Origin of the sequence: Streptomyces sp. NPDC003023, from assembly GCF_042888225.1 — a bacterium.
GTDB lineage: Bacteria > Actinomycetota > Actinomycetes > Streptomycetales > Streptomycetaceae > Streptomyces.
This window is the reverse complement of the sequence record NZ_JBIAPL010000003.1, coordinates 417,356-435,139: the sequence shown is the minus strand read 5'-3', so window position 1 is coordinate 435,139 and position 17,784 is coordinate 417,356. Positions and strand designations below refer to the sequence as shown.

Here is a 17,784-nt window from a genome sequence, read left to right as displayed (position 1 = left end):
CCCGTTGACGAGGAGAGCCATGTCCGAGGTACCCCCTGCCCGAAATCAGGAAGCGGGCGACGGCGACGGCCGTTACGACTACGACGTGATCGTCGTGGGTTCCGGCTTCGGAGGCTCCGTCTCGGCACTCCGCCTGACCGAGAAGGGCTACCGGGTCGGCGTGCTGGAGGCGGGCCGGCGCTTCACCCGCGAGTCCCTGCCGAAGAACTCCTGGGACCTGCGCAACTACCTCTGGGCTCCCGCCCTGGGGCTGTTCGGGATCCAGCGCATCCATCTGCTCGGCAATGTGATGGTGCTGGCGGGAGCGGGTGTCGGCGGCGGTTCGCTCAACTACGCCAACACGCTCTACGTGCCGCCCGCGCCGTTCTTCAACGACCCGCAGTGGAAGGACATCACGGACTGGCAGGACGAGCTGAAGCCCTACTACGACCAGGCGCGGCGCATGCTCGGCGTGCGGCTCAACCCGACGATGACCCCCTCCGACGTCCATCTGAAGGCGACCGCGGAGGCGATGGGTGTCGGAGACAGCTTCCACATGGCGCCTGTCGGAGTGTTCTTCGGGGACGGGGAGGACGCCGACGGCACGGTGAGGGCCAGGCCGGGCGAGGAGGTCGCCGACCCGTACTTCGGTGGGGCCGGTCCCGCCCGTAAGGCGTGCAGCGAGTGCGGCGAGTGCATGACGGGCTGCCGGCACGGCGCGAAGAACACCCTCAACGAGAACTACCTGTACCTCGCGGAGAAGGCGGGCGCCGTCGTCCACCCGATGACCTCCGTCGTCACCGTCACAGAGGACTCGCAGGGCGGATTCGCCGTGGCGACGGTGCCCAGTGACAACAGGCGCAGGGGCAAGGGGCGTACGTTCACGGCCCGCCGGGTCGTCGTCGCCGCGGGTACGTACGGCACGCAGACGCTGCTGCACCGGATGAAGGACGGCGGGCTGCTGCCGCGGCTGTCCGCCCGGCTCGGCGAGCTGACCCGCACCAACTCGGAGGCGCTGGTCGGCGCCCAGACCGACAACCGGCGTTACCGCAAGCGCCACGGGGCCGAGAAGGTCGACTTCACCAGAGGCGTCGCCATCACCTCCTCGATCCACCCGGACGAGAACACCCACATCGAGCCGGTCCGCTACGGCCGGGGCTCGAACGCCATGGGCGGCATGACCGTCCTCCAGGTGCCGTACCGGGTGAAGGGACGGGTCGCCGGCTGGGTCGGAAACATGGCGAAGCACCCCTGGCTCGCGGTCCGCGCGCTCTCCAACCGGCGCTGGTCGGAGCGGACCATCATCGGCCTGGTCATGCAGTCCCTCGACAACTCGCTGACCACGTACCGCAAGACGAAGGGCATCGGCAAGGGCCTGCTCACCGCCCGGCAGGGGCACGGGGCCCCGAACCCCGAGCAGATTCCCGAGGCCACGCGCGCCGCGTCGCTGCTCGCGGAGGAGATCAACGGCTTCCCCGGCTCCAACATCGGCGAGCTGATGGGGACCCCGCTCACGGCGCACTTCCTCGGCGGCTGTCCGATCGGTGACTCCGCTCGGACCGGCGTCATCGACCCGTACCACCGGCTGTACGGCCATCCCGGCATCTCGGTCGTGGACGGCGCGGCGGTCTCGGCGAACCTGGGCGTCAATCCGTCGCTGACGATCACGGCGCAGGCGGAGCGGGCGATGTCGTTCTGGCCGAACAAGGGCGAGGAGGACCCGCGGCCCGCTCAGGAGGTGGAGTACCGGCGGCTGTCCCCGGTGGCGCCGAAGTCCCCGGCGGTCCCGGCGGAGGCGTTCGGTGCTCTGAAGCTGCCGTTCCTGGGGATGCCGGCGGTCCCGCCGAAGAAGTGACACAGGGACTCTCGTGCGGATCACGCCTGATCCGCACGACAGTCCCCGACCTCACCACACACGAAGGCCGCTGCACCCCCCTCCGAGTGCAGCGGCCTTGGTGGCTCTACGGGCCTGAGCGTCACGCGGTACGCGGTGGTGTCACCACGGCGGGGTGCGAACACATGAGGGCGTCGTTACGCAACCAATGACCTGTGACCAGAGGGATTGGTTGCACGCCGACTCACAGAATTTTTATGTGACCTGCGCCATACCGCGTGTCCGGTCACCGGACGCGCGGCAGGGCCCCGCGGACAGTGGTCCACGAGGCCCTGCCGGTTTGGGCACCGACGCAGGGCAGCACCGGTGCCGGGCGCGGCGCCGGGGGTTGCGCCGCGTCGCGGGAGGCCGCCGATCCGGCGCACGCGCGGCGCGCACGGATGGCCGGGGCCGTTGGCAATTGTGGTTGCGCAGAGGGGACCTGCTGCGTACTGCTCTGGTGCACGGGTCGCGGCGGGCCCACCGTTTCGACCGGATGCGGTCGGCGCCGGGCGTCCCCGGAACCGACCGCTCTTGGGGCGACCGGGCTGCTGTCCCCTGCCGACCGGTCACGCGCGCTGGAGCGAGGTCCCACGACGTACCTGCAGTACGTCACACGCTCCAGCGGAGCCACGCGTGGTTACTTCAAGGCCGCCCCTGGCTGGCACGGACAACGGGACCAACGAAGACGGGACGGCTGCGTCACGCGCCGTACGGGTGAGGATGCGACCGAACGCAGATACGCAGGAGGACACGGACCGGGCCCCGGGGTGCGCGGCCCCGCCCGGCGCGGGTCAGATCCGGCCGCGGCACAGCTCCAGCATCGTCATCGCGATCGACGTGCCCGGCTTGCCGAGGGCGTCCCTGTAGTGGGCCAGCACCTCCATCTCGCGTGCCAGGTTCACCCGGCGCCCGCCCGACGCGATGCGGGCGTCCTGGATGACGGCGGACACGGCCATCCGTTCCTGGATGAGGCCGATGATCCGGTCGTCGAGCGCGTCGATGCGCTCGCGGCACCCGGTGATCACGGTGGCGGCCCGGTCGGTGCGGGCGCCGGTCTTCTCGGTCTCGGTGACGGACATCTCATGGGCTCCTATGTCGGGTTCTGCCGGAGCCACGGGCCGGTGCGGCCCGGAAAAGCCGAAGCGCCCCGGGCCTTGAAGGCCCGGGGCGCCTGGGAAGTCGCTTGTCAGCAGATCAAGCAGCACGACCATGGCAGCCGGACGGGCCGGTGCCATAGGTAAAGACGAAGGTCAGCTGCTTGTGCATGCGGTCAGTATGGACCGTCCCCCGACACGGGGGCCAAACCGGGTTCGGATGGTGAGACGAGAGGGCTCCACCGGCGCGCCGGTAGAATCGACAAGCAGACCCTTTTCCCCGCCCCGCCGGAAGGCCGCCCCAGTGCCAGCAGCACCCTCCGCCGCCCCCGACGTCGTACTCGTTGTCGACTTCGGAGCGCAGTACGCCCAGCTCATCGCCCGCCGCGTCCGTGAGGCCCGGGTCTACAGCGAGATCGTGCCGTCCACCATGCCGGTGGCCGAGATGCTGGCCAAGAACCCGAAGGCGATCATCCTTTCCGGCGGCCCCTCGTCGGTGTACGCGGAGGGCGCCCCGCGCCTGGACCGCGCGATCTTCGAGGCCGGGGTCCCGGTCCTCGGCATGTGCTACGGCTTCCAGCTGATGGCGACGACGCTCGGCGGCACCGTCGACAACACCGGCGCCAGGGAGTACGGCCGTACCCAGCTGCACGTCACCAAGTCCGGCTCGACCCTCTTCGAGGGCACCCCGGACGAGCAGCCGGTGTGGATGTCGCACGGCGACGCCTGCTCCGCCGCCCCCGAGGGCTTCGCGGTCACCGCTTCCACGGACGTCGTGCCGGTCGCCGCATTCGAGAACGACGAGAAGAAGCTGTACGGCGTGCAGCACCACCCCGAGGTGATGCACTCCACCTACGGCCAGCAGGTGCTCGAGCACTTCCTCTACCGCGGCGCCGGTATCCAGCCCAACTGGACCACGGGCAACGTCATCGAGGAGCAGGTCGACGCGATCCGCGCCCAGGTCGGCACCAGGCGTGCCATCTGCGGGCTGTCCGGCGGCGTGGACTCCGCCGTCGCCGCGGCTCTCGTGCAGAAGGCCATCGGATCCCAGCTGACCTGCGTCTACGTGGACCACGGTCTGATGCGCAAGGGCGAGACCGAGCAGGTCGAGAAGGACTTCGTCGCGGCCACGGGCGTGCAGCTCAAGGTCGTCGACGCGGAGCAGCGCTTCCTGGAGGCGCTGGCCGGGGTCTGTGACCCCGAGGAGAAGCGGAAGATCATCGGCCGCGAGTTCATCCGTGTCTTCGAGCAGGCGCAGGCCGAGATCGTGGCCGAGGCCGAGCACGGCGAGGACGTCGCCTTCCTGGTGCAGGGCACGCTCTACCCGGACGTCGTGGAGTCCGGCGGCGGCACCGGCACCGCCAACATCAAGTCGCACCACAACGTGGGCGGTCTGCCCGAGGACCTCGAGTTCGAGCTCGTCGAGCCGCTGCGCCAGCTGTTCAAGGACGAGGTCCGCATGGTCGGCCAGGAGCTCGGCCTGCCGGACGAGATCGTCCAGCGGCAGCCGTTCCCCGGCCCGGGGCTCGGCATCCGGATCGTCGGCGAGGTCACCAAGGAGCGCCTGGACCTGCTGCGCGAGGCCGACGCGATCGCCCGCGAGGAACTCACCGCGGCCGGCCTGGACCGCGACATCTGGCAGTGCCCGGTGGTGCTGCTCGCCGACGTCCGCAGCGTCGGCGTCCAGGGCGACGGCCGGACCTACGGCCACCCGATCGTGCTGCGCCCCGTCTCGTCCGAGGACGCGATGACGGCGGACTGGACGCGGATGCCGTACGACGTGCTGGCCAGGATCTCGACCCGGATCACCAACGAGGTCGCGGACGTGAACCGCGTGGTCCTCGACGTGACGAGCAAGCCGCCGGGCACCATCGAGTGGGAGTGATCCTCCCCGCAGCTCCGACACCGGCGCCGTCGCTCGTTCACCGAGCGGCGGCGTCGCCGTTCTCGCCGTCCCCGCACACCTCTTCTGTCACAGACTGTGCCGCTAGCCTGGTGAGTGGCGCGGCCGCGCCGTACGTATGGTCGGTCGACGGGTCAACTGAAGGCGGGACCAGCGATGACACACACGCATCGGGCGGCATCGGGCCACGGAACGCCCGATGACGGGCCACATGGCCTGCGGCAGCACGCGGGGCGGTACGCACTCCTGCCGCTGCGCGTCTTCCTCGGCGTGACGTTCGTCTACGCGGGCCTCGACAAGCTCACCGACAGCGCGTTCATGTCGGCGACCGGCACCGGCTCCATCGGTGAGCTGATGAGCAGCGTGCGCGACACGTCGGCGATCCCGTCCCTGGTCGACCTGGCGCTGAAGAACCCGGAGGGCTTCGGATACGCGATCGCGTTCGGGGAACTGGCCGTGGGCGTCGGCACCCTGCTCGGACTGCTGACCAGGCTCGCCGCCCTCGGTGGTGCGCTGATCTCGCTCAGCCTGTGGCTGACGGTGAGCTGGCAGACCGATCCCTACTACTACGGCAACGATCTCCCGTACATGTTCTGCTGGGTACCCCTGGTGCTTGCCGGTGCGCCGTACTGGTCCCTGGACACCATGATCAGGCACAGACGCCACGAGCACGGCCAGGGGGACATGAACAGCGGAAACAGGCATGAGGAAGGCCCCTGACCGGTGAGCCAGGGGCCCCGCATGTGGCCTTGCGGACTTCGCGTCCGGCGGGCCGAATCCGCAGGGCCACGAAGCGGGAGTACCTGCGCTTCAGTCCGCCGCGGCCGCTGAGTCTGTCGACTGCGGGTCGGGGGGAGCCGCCTCTCCTCAGGTGGCTCCCCCCCCCCACACACACCATGGCTGCTCAGAGGCAGTGCGGTTCAGCCACCGGCGACGACACCGAAGAAGTAGGTGTTGGCGGCCGACTTGCATGCCGCGCGATCGGCGGGGGTGTGGCGGACGGGCCAGCCAGGCGTGTCGCAGATCGTGTTGAGGTCCTGGAGAAAGACTTGGTCGATGTGCTGCTTTCCGGTCGGGCTGTTGCGGAATGCCTCCTCACCGAACAGGTCCCTGTAATTGCGGTACCCGAAGTCGTGCCGGACACAGGCCAGGGTGAAGTCGTAACCGCCGAGGCCGTTCGGGGCCGGGGAGTTGCAGATGTTGCTCGTCCACCTGAACTCGTAAGGGTCGAGCTTGCCTGTGCGGTGCGCACCGAGTGCCGCATACCACGCGTCCCTGGCTTCAGGGCCGAACTGGATGAGGCTGTTCAGACGAGCGATCTTCTCCTCGCGGGTAGCCGGGGCGGCCGGGCCCCGTAGGTCGAGCCACTGGTCGTTCTCCCCGTTGCCGTTGTACTTCTGGACGGAGCGGCGGTCGGGGGCGAGCCGGTAGAGGTCGTGGCCGCTGGTGGTGAAGGCAGCGGCGGGGCCGCTGACGCGGTTCCACTGGTGGGGTTTGCCGCCGTACTTGTAGAGATCGTGGGTGTCACGGTTGACGGCGTAGAGGGTGTTGCTGCTGAAGATGTGTTCGGCGCGTTCGCCGACGGGCATCCAGTGGCCCTTCTTCGGATCGCGCTCGAAGATGGTGCCGTCGGGGCTCAGCCCGTAGACGTTCTTGCCGGTCACGGCGAATGTGACGCCGGGGCCGCCGGCCTTGGTCCACTTCTCGGGCTTGCCGCCGTAGTTGTAGAGCTCGCCGGTTTCCCGGTTGGTGGCGTACAGGGCGTTGCCTGAAGCGTGGCCGAGCCACATGTGCTTGGCGGGGCCGAGGTAGATGTCCTTGGCCGGGCCGCCGATCTTGTTCCAGACGTCGCCCTTCCCGGTGTACTCCCAGACTCCGCTGCCGTCGGGGCTGATGCCGTAGAGCTTCTCGTCGGCGGAGACGAAGGTGGAACCGGGGCCGCCGATGCGGTCCCAGCGTTCACCGTTGTACTTGTGGATGCTGCCGGTGGACGGATCGGTCGCGTACACGGTGGCACCGCCGCCGTAGAGCTTGGTGGCGCCTCCCCACACCCTCTTCCAGCCGTCCTGGTGGGGAGACCATTCGTAGACGCCCCGGTGGTCGGCGGACAGGCCGTAGACGCCCTGGCCCGTTGCGACGATCTGTTCCAGCTCGAGTGGCGCCACCGAGTCGTGGATGCTGCCCGGCTGGTTCGAGGAGGCGGCGTTCGCGGCGGCGCCCAGGGCCAGGACTCCGACGACCAGCAGGCACAGCATGCGGAACGCGCCGTGGAATCTGCGCCACACGGTGACGGCCCGCCGGGGTTTCCGCGGGTCGAGCATGGGCTCGATGGGGTTCATTTGTGGTCCCTTCCGTGGTGGTTCGGACGAGTGCCGAAGCGGGGGGTCACGGAGCGAGCGGGCCGCCGACGCGGACCCAGGCGTTGGGCCGGCCGGTGTAGACGTGGACCCCGCTGTGGTCGGGGCTCGCGCCGTAGAGCCGGTTGGCGGTGGCGGCGAAGTCGGCGCCGGGCCCGCCGATGCGGGTCCATGTCCTGCGGGCGGGGTTGTACTGGTGGATGTCGCCGCCGTGGGAGTTGGTGGCGTAGAGGGTGTTGGCGTTGGTGTGGATGCGGCTGGTGCGGCCGCGGACTTTCACCCATGTGTCGCCCGTGCCGGTGTACTCGTACACGGCCGAGTGGTCGGGGGAGATGGCGTACAGGCGGCTGGTGGTAGCGGCGAAGCTCGTTCCGGTTCCGTGGGCCGAGGACTTGGTGAGGGGCACCGGAGTCGGTGCGGCGGGGAGGGCAGGGGACGGCGGAGCGGCACGCTTGCTGGGCGTCGGGGCAGGAGCCGGCTTGGCGGGCCGAGCCGGTGTGGTGTGGGCCGGTGCGATGGGAGCCGGCGGGGCGACGAGCTTCTTGTACCGCAGCGGGATGTACAGCGTGCGCGGGTGGCCGGCGATGCGGCTGTCGTGGATGTTCGCGCTGTCCTTGCGCGCTGGCCGGCCGCTGCGGCTCTCGCTGTAGTAGACGAAGTCGCCCTTGGCCCGGTCGGTCCAGCCGCCGAACAAGATGGCGTGGGCTGCCGGGTAGTTGAGGGCGTCACCGGCCTCCAGCTGGGAGAAGCCGGGAAGCCTGTCCGCGACACCGGGCAGTGTCCGGGTCGTGAGGCTGTCCTTGAGTTGCCAGGCCATGGAGACGAACCCGGAGCAGTCCTGCCGGTAGTGCTCGCCGGTCGCGTCGTCCTTCCACGCGTGCGACTGGCTGTAGGGGACGGCCTCCTCGACCCAGTGCTTTGCGCGGGCGATGACCTGGTCGCGGGTGACCGGGGCGCCCGGGGTGGCGGTCCGGCCGAGTGTCCCGGTCGTGGACGGGGGTCGGTTGTCGGGCTTGCTGTCGGCCTGGGCCGGGACGACGGCCAGGCCCACGGCCATGACCAGTCCCGATACGACCGCGAGGCACTTGGGCCTGCGGATGAAGTTTCCGTTCACGGTGTCCCTTCGCTGTAGTGCTCTCCGCCGTCCTGGTTGATGGAAGCGGTGGAACACCACGCTGGAACCTGGTCTGATTATCCGTAGGGGTGGAACGGGATCAGTACAGGTCAGAGGGCTGGAAGACAGCGGACAACCGCGAACTTGTGCGAACTTGCGCAGCCGCACCGGCTGCCGAAGGGGGAGAGATGAAGCGATCGGGGCGTCTTCCGGGGCCGTTGAAGGGCCGTACGGCCGAGGTCAACGCCCTCGCGCAGTTCCTGCGGGAACTGACCGAGGAGTTAACGGTGAGCGGGCTGGAGGAGCGGTACCGGCTGAGCCGGAGCGTGTGGAGCGAGTACCGCTCAGGCCTGAAGATCATCCCGCTGTCCCGTCTCACCCCGGTCGTCGAGGACCGCTTCCCGCGCGACGCCCGGACACGAGCAGAGCAACTCCGCAAAGCCCGCCGCCTCCACACTGAGGCGGTGGCATCGATGGCAGCCCTGGCACCGGCCCCCGGCCCGGTCTCTTCGGCCCCGAGTACTTCCACACCGCCTCCGGCTGCTGCTGCCCCGGACCCCGGCCGGGAGCCGGACCACGAGCCGTCGCCCGGCGAAGCGCAGGCCGCTCCGCCTCGCGAGGTCCGTCAAGAGGACGACAACACCTCCGGGTTGTCCGCGGACAACGTGCCGACCTCGCAGGATCCCGCGTCGGCAAAGGCCGCACCGGCTCCGCCGCCGGCCGCGTCCCGGCGACGCACGGACCGGTTCGGACGTTGGCGGACCCCGGCCCAGTGGGCGGCCCTCGCGGCCCTCGTCGCTGTTCTCGCCATTGTCAACGGCGAGGACCGGGGAAACGACACGGCCGACATCGCCGCTCCGTCCGAACTCGGGCCCGGTCAGGTTCAGGGCGGCGGGCCGTCGACCAGCAGCGAGCCGGTGCCGACCGGGCCGATGACCCCGGACCCGTCCGAGCCCACCGCCTCTGAGCCCGCTGCTTCTCAGGCCGCCCCGCCCGTCGCCCCGTCGGCACCTCCGGCCGCCACCCCGCAGCCGTCCGCCGACGGCATCGGTGAGCAGGCGCAGGGCATCCCCGTCGGCGGGCCGGTGCGGATCGTGAACCGGAATAGCGGATTCTGCCTGGCGGTGCCAGGAGCGAGCACCGAAGTCGTCGACCTCAACCAGTTCGGGTGCGGGAACTACCCCGACCACTTCTGGCGCCTGGAGCCCGTGGGACGTGGCGCCGGGTCCCTGTACCGGGTCGTCAACGACAACAGCGGCTTCTGCGCGGCCGTCCCCGCCGCGGACAAGGCATCGGGCGTCGTGGTCAACCAGTACCCGTGCGGTGACTACCCCGACCATCTGTGGCGGCTCGACCGCGACGGCGCCGACGAAGCCGGCCGGTCGCTGTACCGGATCGCCAACGACAACAGCGGTCTGTGCATGACGGTCGCCGGGGCGGACACCCGGCAGGCCGCGGCCGTCGTCCAGGCCCCTTGCGGGAGCCGACCCGAGCGGCAGTGGCGGCTGACCGCCCGCTGACCGGCCATAGCCCGTGCACACCTGCGGGGCTGATCCGCCCCTCTCCGCTCTCCGGGACCGGTGCGAGACTGCACGCCACGTGGCCGCACCAGACACCCAGCCGCTGGGACCGGTCTCGCCCGTCGGCCCCACGCGTGCCGGCCTGAGCATCCTTGGCCACCCCTGTCACCTGGCATCCAAGGTGCCGCCTCTCGTCGACGCAGGCCATGCAGTCCCGCAACTGCCGTTCCGGAGAGGTGGACGCGTCGGTCTCGCAGCTGATCCCGAAGGCGATCAGTACCCGCACCGTCTGCATGAGCGGCGGCCCTGTAACAGCAGTACGCCAGTGACCTCGCCTACCTGATGGCGTGGCTGCCGCTGGTACTGGCGGGCGCTTCCCTGTTCTCCCTCGACGCGATGATCGCGGCACGGCGGCGGCGTACGCCGTAGTGCAGCGCGGCCACCGTGCCCGCCACGAAAAGGCCGCAGAAGAGGAGAGGGAACGCCACCCACCAGGGGGTGTGCCAGGCGCCGCCGGCGTCACCGCCGTAGAGCAGGGCCGTGGCCAGTACGCACAGCCCTGCGAGCGCCCTCGCCGGGCGGAAGCCGTGCAGGAACGCCCGGCCGGAATCACGACCGGAATCACGGCCGAGGCCACGGCCGTTCCCACGTCCCGACTCATGACTTGGCACGGGTCACCTCCACCTGTCCGATGCCCACTTCCAGCCTCAGCTCCAGCGTGCCCGCCTCCTTCGCCCCGGCGGGCGGTCGCAGCGTGCGCAGGCGGTCCTGGCCCGGGCCGACGTCGATGTCCTCCGGGGTCTCCCCCGGAAGCCTGATGTCGCCGACGCCCACTTCGACGTCGAGCTTCACCGTCGCGTCCTTCGGGAGCACGACCACGAGCCGGCCCGCCCCGATCTCCGCCCCGGTCGACACCACCTCGCCCGCCGGAACGGCGAGTGAGGACAGATCGAGCGTGCCGACTCCGGTGCCCAGTTCGTGGAACGGATCGACGGCCGCGACCGACACCGGTCGCCAGGTCTTCTCGCCCCAGCTCGTGCTGATGTCCTTGGGCAGCGCCGACGCACCCGCGAGCAGTCCCGCGGTGACCAGCGTGAGCAGGATCGTGCCGAAGCCCGTGCGCCCCAGCAGGGAGCTGACCAGCAGGCCCAGGCCGAACACCGCCAGCGCGGCGACCAGTCCGATCTGCAGGGCCGTTCCCAGCGGCTGTTCCGCCCAGCTGAGCCCGGTCCCGAGACCGCCCGCCAGCAGCGCGAGGAGGAGGACCGGTCCTCCGATGCCCCGGGGCCCCCGGCTCTGCCGCGGCACGGGCAGCGGCGCGACGGGACCCCTCGCCTCGCCCTCGACCTCCGCGATCGCCGAGTCGGGCCCCCACAGATAGCCCGTCGCCACCGGCCCCGTCGTGCCGTCCTTGACGATCGGGTCCCGCCACCAGGAAGGGCGTTCGGGAACGGGCGGCGCCTTCGTCTCCGGCGGGGCCTCCGCGACCGCGTGCGCCGTCGCGGCGTCCATCGGCGCGCCGTCGGTCGTGACGAGCCGACGGCGCTGGGACCACACGGCCGCGCCGGCGACGGCCAGCGACAGCAGAGCGGCAAAGAAGAGCGTGCCGCCGTTGCCGAGCATCGAGAGGAAGATCCCGCACCCGATCAGGGCGAGCAGCACGGCGGTCAGCGACGCGCCGTCCACCCGGCCCGACAGCAGCCGCCGGACCTCGTTCTCCTCGTCGTCGTCCGACGGGAGCAGCAGCCAGGCGAACCCGTAGAAGATCAGTCCGATGCCACCGGTCACCGAGAGCACGCCGACGGCGATCCGGAAGATCACCGGGTCCACGTCGCAGTGGCGGCCCAGCCCGCCGCACACACCGGCCACCACCTTGTGGCGGGGCGAGCGGCGCAGCTGGAGCGTCTCGGGGGGCGGGACGGTCGGCTGCTCTGTCATGTGTCCATGGTGACGGGCCGCGCGGTGCGACGGGACCCCGGCCGACCCTGGTGGTTCCCTGATATCCGGCACACGGACCACCGGGGGATCCGGGGGCCGTTTAAGGGACGACCCTGATACCGCGCCCCGTCCCCGCGTGTGACGATCGGTACATGCCAGTCGCCACTTCCAGAGCCACCGGCTCCTCCCGCGTCCCCCCGCCGGAGGAGCCGGCTCTGCGCAAGCTGTACCGCAGCGCCGACGGGCGGATGCTGGGTGGCGTGGCGCGCGGCCTGGCAGGACATCTGGGGCTGCCCGTGGTCTGGGTGCGCCTCGTCTTCCTCGGGCTGTTCCTGGCCGACGGCCTCGGCGCGGTGCTCTACGCGGTCTTCTGGATCGTCGTGCCGCTCGGCGTCGGCGGCAGGGCCGCGGAACCACGCTCGGTGTTCGAGACCACGCCCGACGGCCGCCGCCGGCTGCGCAAGCCGGACAAGGGCCAGCTCTTCGCCGTCGCCGCACTGCTCTTCGGCGCCGCGGTCTTCGTCGGCAACGTCGACCTGCGGGGCAGCAACCGCTACGTGTGGCCCACCCTGCTCATCGGCGCGGGCGTCGTCCTGGTGTGGCGGCAGGCGGACAACGCCCGCCGCGCCCGCTGGACCGAGGTCGGCCGCCGCCGCCGGCTGCTCCAGCTGGCCCGGGCGCTGGCGGGTGTCGCCCTCGTCGGCGTGGGACTGACCGTCTTCATGGTGGTGCGCGGCTCCGCGGCCCAGTTGGGCAACGTGCTGACCGCCGCCGTCGCCGTCATCGCGGGCGTCGCGCTGCTCGCGGGCCCCTGGCTGGTGCGGATGACGCAGGATCTCTCAGAGGAGCGGACCATGCGCATCCGGGCCCAGGAACGGGCCGAGGTCGCCGCGCACGTCCACGACTCCGTACTGCACACGCTCACCCTGATCCAGCGGAACGCCGACGACGCGGGCGAGGTCCGCAGGCTCGCCCGCGCACAGGAGCGGGAGCTGCGAAACTGGCTCTACAAGCCGGAGGGCACCGGCAAGGAAGAGGACCAGGAGCCCGACACCCTGGCGGAGGCGGTCAAGAGGACGGCCGCCGAGGTCGAGGACAAGCACGGGGTACCGCTCGAGGTCGTCGTGGTCGGCGACTGCCCGCTCGACGAGAAGCTGGCCGCCCAGATGCAGGCCGCACGCGAGGCCATGGTCAACGCGGCCAAGTACGGTGGCGCGGGAGGGGCGGTGCAGGTGTTCGCGGAGGTGGAGGGCCGTACGGTCTTCGTGTCCGTGAGGGACCGCGGGCCGGGCTTCGACCCGGACGCGGTACCGGAGGACCGGATGGGCGTCAGAGAATCGATCATCGGCCGTATGCAGCGCAACGGCGGGACGGCGCGGCTGCGCTCCGTGCCCGGGGACGGCACGGAAGTGGAGCTCGAGATGGAGAGGGCGGACGGATGACCGAGGCCGCAGAACAGACCATGGAGCGACGGGTGCGGGTCGTGCTCGTCGACGACCACCGGATGTTCCGCACCGGTGTCCAGGCGGAGATCGGGCAGACCGAGCGCACCGGGGTCGAGGTCGTCGGCGAGGCCGCCGACGTCGACCAGGCGGTCACGGTGATCACGGCGACCCGGCCGGAGGTCGTCCTGCTCGACGTGCACCTGCCCGGTGGCGGCGGGGTCGAGGTGCTGCGCCGCTGCGCCGCGTTGATGGGGTCGGCGGAGAATCCGGTGCGCTTCCTCGCGTTGTCGGTCTCCGACGCCGCGGAGGACGTGATCGGCGTGATCCGGGGCGGCGCCCGCGGCTACGTCACCAAGACGATCACCGGCGCGGACCTGGTCGACTCGGTCTTCCGGGTGCAGGACGGCGACGCGGTGTTCTCGCCGCGGCTGGCGGGGTTCGTACTGGACGCGTTCGCCTCGACGGACGCGCCGCCGGTCGACGAGGACCTGGACCGGCTGACCCAGCGGGAGCGGGAGGTGCTGCGGCTGATCGCGCGCGGATACGCGTACAAGGAGATCGCCAAGCAGCTGTTCATCTCGGTGAAGACCGTGGAGTCGCACGTGTCCGCGGTGCTGCGCAAGCTGCAGCTGTCCAACCGGCACGAGCTGACCCGGTGGGCGACGGCCCGCCGCCTGGTGTGACGGGCCGTCATCCTGCCTACGTGAGGGACATGTCGGTCTTGTTGCCGACGCGGGTGTAGCCGATGGCGGCGTAGACGCGTTCGACGTCCGCGTCGCCGGGTTCCAGCCAGACCGTTCGGCAGCCCCGGTCGAAGGCCCGGGCCGTCAGGTACGCGGAGAGTGCGGCGCCGATGCCCCTGCGGCGGTGGGAGGCGGCGACCGCGAGACCGGTCAGCTCGCTCAGGCCGTCCACCGGGATCGAGCAGCTGCCGGCGGCGACCGGGGTGCCGTCCGTCGTGTCCGTGGCGAGGACCGCGACGCCGCCGCCCTCCGTGACCTTGCGCAGGCCCCCGATCTCGCCCTCGGTCGCCTCGCCCTCCATCCCGTACCCGGCATGCTGCACACCGGCCGCGGCACGGTAACCGGCCTCGTCCGACAGCACGGTGAAGGCGATGCCCGGCACCTGCGGCGGCGTCAGCAGCGCCTGGGGCGGGCAGGCGAGCAGCGGGGCGCGGCGCTCGACCGTGAAACCGGCCTCCAGCAGGGCCGGTTCGAGGCCGGGTGCGCAGGACGGCAGGAACTCCAGGCGCGGCAGCCGCTCCCGTTCACGGAACACCTCGATCAGGGCCTTGATCTCGTCGGCGGTCGGCGAGGCGCCGTGGTCCGGCACGGCGTAGTTGACCGGCGGGATCGGCCAGTCGGCGTCGTAGCGCACGGTGAAGGGGCCGACGCGTACATGGCCGGGGGAGCGGAGTGCGAGTGCGCGCACATAGTTCTGGACGTCGAGGTCCACGTACGTCTCCTGCTGGTCGGGCGTCTGGGACGGACCCCGGGATGGTGGCACCGCGGGGGGCGCGGGGCAAGCCGGTTTCGGCCCGGGCCGAACGGACGTCACGCGGGCCGGGTGGCTCCGGCGAACGGCATCCGGTCGATCGGCGCGACCCGTACCGGCGCTCCGGGGCGCGGGGCGTGGATCATCTGTCCGCCGCCGATGTAGAGGCCGACGTGTGTGACGCCGGAGTAGAAGAACACCAGGTCGCCCGGCGCGAGCCGGGAACGCGGAATGCGCTCGCCCGCGTTGATCTGGGTGTACGTGGTGCGCGGCAGTGAGACCCCGGCGGAGCGCCAGGCCGCCTGGGTGAGGCCCGAGCAGTCGTAGGACCCGGGACCGGTCGCACCCCACACGTAGGGCCGGCCCAGCGCTCCGTACGCATAGGCGACGGCCTGGGCGGCCCGGCTGCCTGGGGCCTTGAGCGGACCGCGGGGAGTGCCGGCGCGGTCGGCGTGGGCGGCGCCGTTCGACGGCGCACCGTCGTACGCGGCGCGCTGCTCGGCCGTCAGCTCGGCCAGCAGGCGCTCGGCGGCCGCGAGTCTGTCCCGGACCGTGGTCCTGTGCCGGGCGAGTTCCGTCCGGTGGGCCTCGAGCGCGGTGATCCTCTCGCCGGCCTCCGCCTTGAGCCGCGCCAGTTCCATCAGCTGCCGGTGCACACCGGCGATCGCGGCCGCCTGCCGTGCGCCGGTCCGTTCGGCGAGTGCGGCGCGCTCCAGGTACTCCTCCGGGTCGGAGGTGAGGGCGAGACGCAGGCCGGGGTCCATGCCGCCGTCCCGGTACTGGGCGGTGGCGATCGAACCGAGGGCGTTGCGGGAGGCGTTCAGCCGTTCCGTCCTGCGGGCCGACTCGTCGCGCAGCGCGTCCAGCGACCCGCGGGCGCTCGCCTCCTGCTCCTTGGCGCCGTTGTACTTGTCGGTGGCGGCCTCGGCCTCCTGGTACAGGGTGTCGACCCTGGCCTTGATCTGGGCGGGAGTGAGGCGGGGTTCGGCGTGGCCCGTGCTCTCGAGGACGGTGCCGCTCGCGGCGCCGGCGAGCACGACGGTGACCGCGGTACGGGCGGCCGGCCCGCCGAACGGGCGCTGTCTGGGTTTCCGGTGCGCTGCCACGAGGGCTTCCACGTCCTTCCGTCGTCCCTGCCGCCGCGGCTTGTGCGTGTCCGGCGGCGGGCCGCACAGGGGAGCGGCCCGCCGCCGGATCTCCCGGCGGTGGCGGCCGAGTGCCGTCCGGCTGCACAACGGCGGGTGGGGATTCGGCCACCTGGGGCAGGACGCTAAACCTCGCGGTCACGAGGCCGGGGCAGAAGGACCGTGAATCACCGAAGTTGGACATTCGGGAACGGTTGGTGAACGGTCGTCCGGCGTCGCGGGGCCGCATCGGCGCCGGGGTCCGACCGATCCGGCCGAACCGACCCACCTGCCCAACAGGCGGTGATATGGGGAGGGTTAGGCTCCGGCCATGGACGTACTGATCAATGTCTTCGTCGCACTGCACATCATCGGCATCGCCTCGCTGCTGGGCGGGTTCCTGACCCAGATGAAGGCGATGGGCGAGGGCACGGCCCGCTTCAGCCCCGCGATGCTGCACGGTGCGCTGACCATGCTGCTCACGGGCATGGTGCTGGTGGGGCTGAACCAGGCGGACGACCAGACGGTGAACAACCTCAAGATCGGCGTCAAGCTGGCGGTCCTGGTGGTGATCCTCGGCCTGGTGTACGTCAAGCGGGACGAGGAGAAGATCGACAAGGCGCTGTTCGGCGCGGTGGGCGGTCTGACGGTGGTCAACATCTTCATTGCGACGCTCTGGACCTGACCGCCGCCCGGGCATGACGGCGTCCGGGCATGACGGCGTCCGGGCATGACGGTGCCCGGGCGGTCGAGCCGCCCGGGCACCGTGACGTCCGGGTCAGGCGGGGCGGACGCTGCCGTAGATCGGCATGTAGTAGATCGACTCCTCGCGGACGTTCGCACCCGGCTTGGGGGCGTGGATCATTTTGCCGTCGCCGATGTAGATGCCGACGTGGCTGATGTCGTCGTAGAAGAACACCAGGTCGCCGGGGAGCAGCTCAGCCGTCTGGACGCGGGTGCCGACCTTCACCTGGTCCCAGGTGGTGCGCGGCAGGTCCACGCCCGCCGCCTTCCACGCGGCCTGGGTGAGGCCGGAGCAGTCGTAGGAGCTGGGCCCCGTCGCGCCCCAGACGTACGGCTTGCCGATCTGGGCGCGGGCGAACGCGAGGACCTTGTCGGCCTTGGCGGCGTACGTGCCGTCGTCCGTGCCGGTGCCGGTGCCCGGCTGCGTGGTGCCCGTTTCGGGAGTGGTCTCGCGCTCCTGACGCTGCCGCTCGGCCTCCGCCCTGGCGCGGGCCTCCGCCTCGGCCTTCTCCTCGGCCTTGCGGCGGGCCTCCTCCTCCTTCTTCCGCTCGATCGCGGCGAGCCGGGCCTTCTCCTCCGCCGTCAGCTTCGACAGCAGGGTGCGTGCCTCCGCGAGCTTGGCCTGCACGGTCTGCTTGCTGGTGCGCAGCGCCTCCTGGGAGGCCGTGAGGGACTCGAGGCGCTTCGTCGCCTCCGCACGCTGCTTGGCGGCCGCCGCCCGCTCCGTCTCGTACGCGGTGACGGCGGTGCGCTGCTGGTCCGTCATCCGGTCCATCAACTGCGTCTGGTCGAAGTACGCCTGCGGACTGTCCGCGAACATCAGTGCCGCGGTGGGCGTGACGGAGCCGGTGCGGTACTGGGCGGCGGCGTAGCTGCCGAGGGCGCGACGGGTCTCGTTCAGCTGCTCGGCGCGCTTGGCCGTCTCGTCCAGCAGCCGGTCCACCTCCTGGCGCTTCTCGGCGGTGGCTTCCTTGGCCTTGTTGAACTCCTGCGTGGCGCTGCCCGCCTGCCGGTACAGGTCGTCGACCTTCTTCTGCACCTCTTCGATGCTGGGCTTCGGCTCGGCGGGCGCGGCGGTGGCGCTCTGTGACGAGAGCAGAGTCACACCCGCTAGGGCTGCCGTGGTGAACCCGACGGCGGGGGAGGGCTTTGCGGTTCGGCTGCGGGTCCTGCGATGCGACGCCAAGGCCGGCATC

At 71.1% G+C, this 17,784-nt stretch carries 15 protein-coding genes; 7 read left to right on the top strand and 8 right to left on the bottom strand.

The annotated features are described in order from the left end of the window. The first annotated feature begins 19 nt into the window (after positions 1 to 19). Positions 20 to 1,834, top strand: coding sequence for a GMC oxidoreductase (locus ACFYV1_RS13740; RefSeq protein WP_389395663.1), 1,815 nt, complete (start codon positions 20 to 22; stop codon positions 1,832 to 1,834). A gap of 812 nt (positions 1,835 to 2,646) precedes the next feature. Here the strand turns inward: ACFYV1_RS13740 and ACFYV1_RS13735 are convergent. Continuing rightward, positions 2,647 to 2,934: a chorismate mutase gene (locus ACFYV1_RS13735; RefSeq protein WP_389395662.1), complete on the bottom strand. Its 288-nt coding sequence runs from the start codon at positions 2,932 to 2,934 to the stop codon at positions 2,647 to 2,649. 319 nt (positions 2,935 to 3,253) lie between these two features. Between ACFYV1_RS13735 and guaA the strand changes: the two genes are divergently transcribed. Next, on the top strand, positions 3,254 to 4,834 hold the full coding sequence (guaA, locus tag ACFYV1_RS13730) for a glutamine-hydrolyzing GMP synthase (RefSeq protein ID WP_389395661.1): 1,581 nt from the start codon (positions 3,254 to 3,256) through the stop codon (positions 4,832 to 4,834). 174 nt (positions 4,835 to 5,008) lie between these two features. After that, on the top strand, positions 5,009 to 5,572 hold the full coding sequence (locus ACFYV1_RS13725) for a DoxX family membrane protein (RefSeq protein ID WP_389395660.1): 564 nt from the start codon (positions 5,009 to 5,011) through the stop codon (positions 5,570 to 5,572). Between the two features lie 200 nt (positions 5,573 to 5,772). Here the strand turns inward: ACFYV1_RS13725 and ACFYV1_RS13720 are convergent, their stop codons facing one another. Then, positions 5,773 to 7,191 (bottom strand): phospholipase A2, encoded by a 1,419-nt coding sequence (locus ACFYV1_RS13720; RefSeq protein ID WP_389395659.1) that lies wholly within the window; start codon positions 7,189 to 7,191, stop codon positions 5,773 to 5,775. 46 nt (positions 7,192 to 7,237) lie between these two features. Next, the gene (locus ACFYV1_RS13715; protein ID WP_389395658.1) at positions 7,238 to 8,323 is read right to left on the bottom strand and encodes a hypothetical protein; all 1,086 of its coding nucleotides are present in this window, start codon (positions 8,321 to 8,323) and stop codon (positions 7,238 to 7,240) included. Positions 8,324 to 8,511: 188 nt separating this feature from the next. Here ACFYV1_RS13715 and ACFYV1_RS13710 point away from each other — a divergent pair, with 188 nt between their 5' ends. Further along, a complete protein-coding gene (locus ACFYV1_RS13710) occupies positions 8,512 to 9,843 on the top strand; it encodes an RICIN domain-containing protein (protein WP_389395657.1) in 1,332 nt (443 codons plus the stop codon). 335 nt (positions 9,844 to 10,178) lie between these two features. Here ACFYV1_RS13710 and ACFYV1_RS13705 read toward each other — a convergent pair whose 3' ends face one another. Beyond that, positions 10,179 to 10,514: a hypothetical protein gene (locus ACFYV1_RS13705; protein WP_389395656.1), complete on the bottom strand. Its 336-nt coding sequence runs from the start codon at positions 10,512 to 10,514 to the stop codon at positions 10,179 to 10,181. Further along, positions 10,501 to 11,781, bottom strand: coding sequence for a PspC domain-containing protein (locus ACFYV1_RS13700; RefSeq protein ID WP_389395655.1), 1,281 nt, complete (start codon positions 11,779 to 11,781; stop codon positions 10,501 to 10,503). The genes ACFYV1_RS13705 and ACFYV1_RS13700 overlap by 14 nt, the downstream gene beginning before the upstream one ends. Positions 11,782 to 11,933: 152 nt before the next feature. On the opposite strand from ACFYV1_RS13700, the gene ACFYV1_RS13695 reads away from it, so the two are divergent. Beyond that, the gene (locus ACFYV1_RS13695) at positions 11,934 to 13,223 is read left to right on the top strand and encodes a PspC domain-containing protein (RefSeq protein ID WP_389395654.1); all 1,290 of its coding nucleotides are present in this window, start codon (positions 11,934 to 11,936) and stop codon (positions 13,221 to 13,223) included. After that, positions 13,220 to 13,909 carry a LuxR C-terminal-related transcriptional regulator gene (locus tag ACFYV1_RS13690; RefSeq protein ID WP_389395653.1) on the top strand — a complete coding sequence of 230 codons (690 nt, stop codon included), beginning with the start codon at positions 13,220 to 13,222 and terminating at the stop codon, positions 13,907 to 13,909. Before ACFYV1_RS13695 ends, ACFYV1_RS13690 begins: the two co-directional genes overlap by 4 nt. 16 nt (positions 13,910 to 13,925) lie before the next feature. Here ACFYV1_RS13690 and ACFYV1_RS13685 read toward each other — a convergent pair whose 3' ends face one another. Continuing rightward, entirely contained in the window at positions 13,926 to 14,681 is a 756-nt protein-coding gene (locus tag ACFYV1_RS13685) for a GNAT family N-acetyltransferase (protein ID WP_389395652.1), read from the bottom strand. Between the two features lie 98 nt (positions 14,682 to 14,779). After that, on the bottom strand, positions 14,780 to 15,826 hold the full coding sequence (locus tag ACFYV1_RS13680; protein ID WP_389395651.1) for an NlpC/P60 family protein: 1,047 nt from the start codon (positions 15,824 to 15,826) through the stop codon (positions 14,780 to 14,782). Positions 15,827 to 16,175: 349 nt separating this feature from the next. Here ACFYV1_RS13680 and ACFYV1_RS13675 point away from each other — a divergent pair, with 349 nt between their 5' ends. Then, positions 16,176 to 16,529 carry a hypothetical protein gene (locus ACFYV1_RS13675; protein WP_389395650.1) on the top strand — a complete coding sequence of 118 codons (354 nt, stop codon included), beginning with the start codon at positions 16,176 to 16,178 and terminating at the stop codon, positions 16,527 to 16,529. Positions 16,530 to 16,622: 93 nt separating this feature from the next. Here the strand turns inward: ACFYV1_RS13675 and ACFYV1_RS13670 are convergent, their stop codons facing one another. After that, on the bottom strand, positions 16,623 to 17,783 hold the full coding sequence (locus tag ACFYV1_RS13670) for an NlpC/P60 family protein (RefSeq protein WP_389395649.1): 1,161 nt from the start codon (positions 17,781 to 17,783) through the stop codon (positions 16,623 to 16,625). Position 17,784 lies beyond the last annotated feature (1 nt).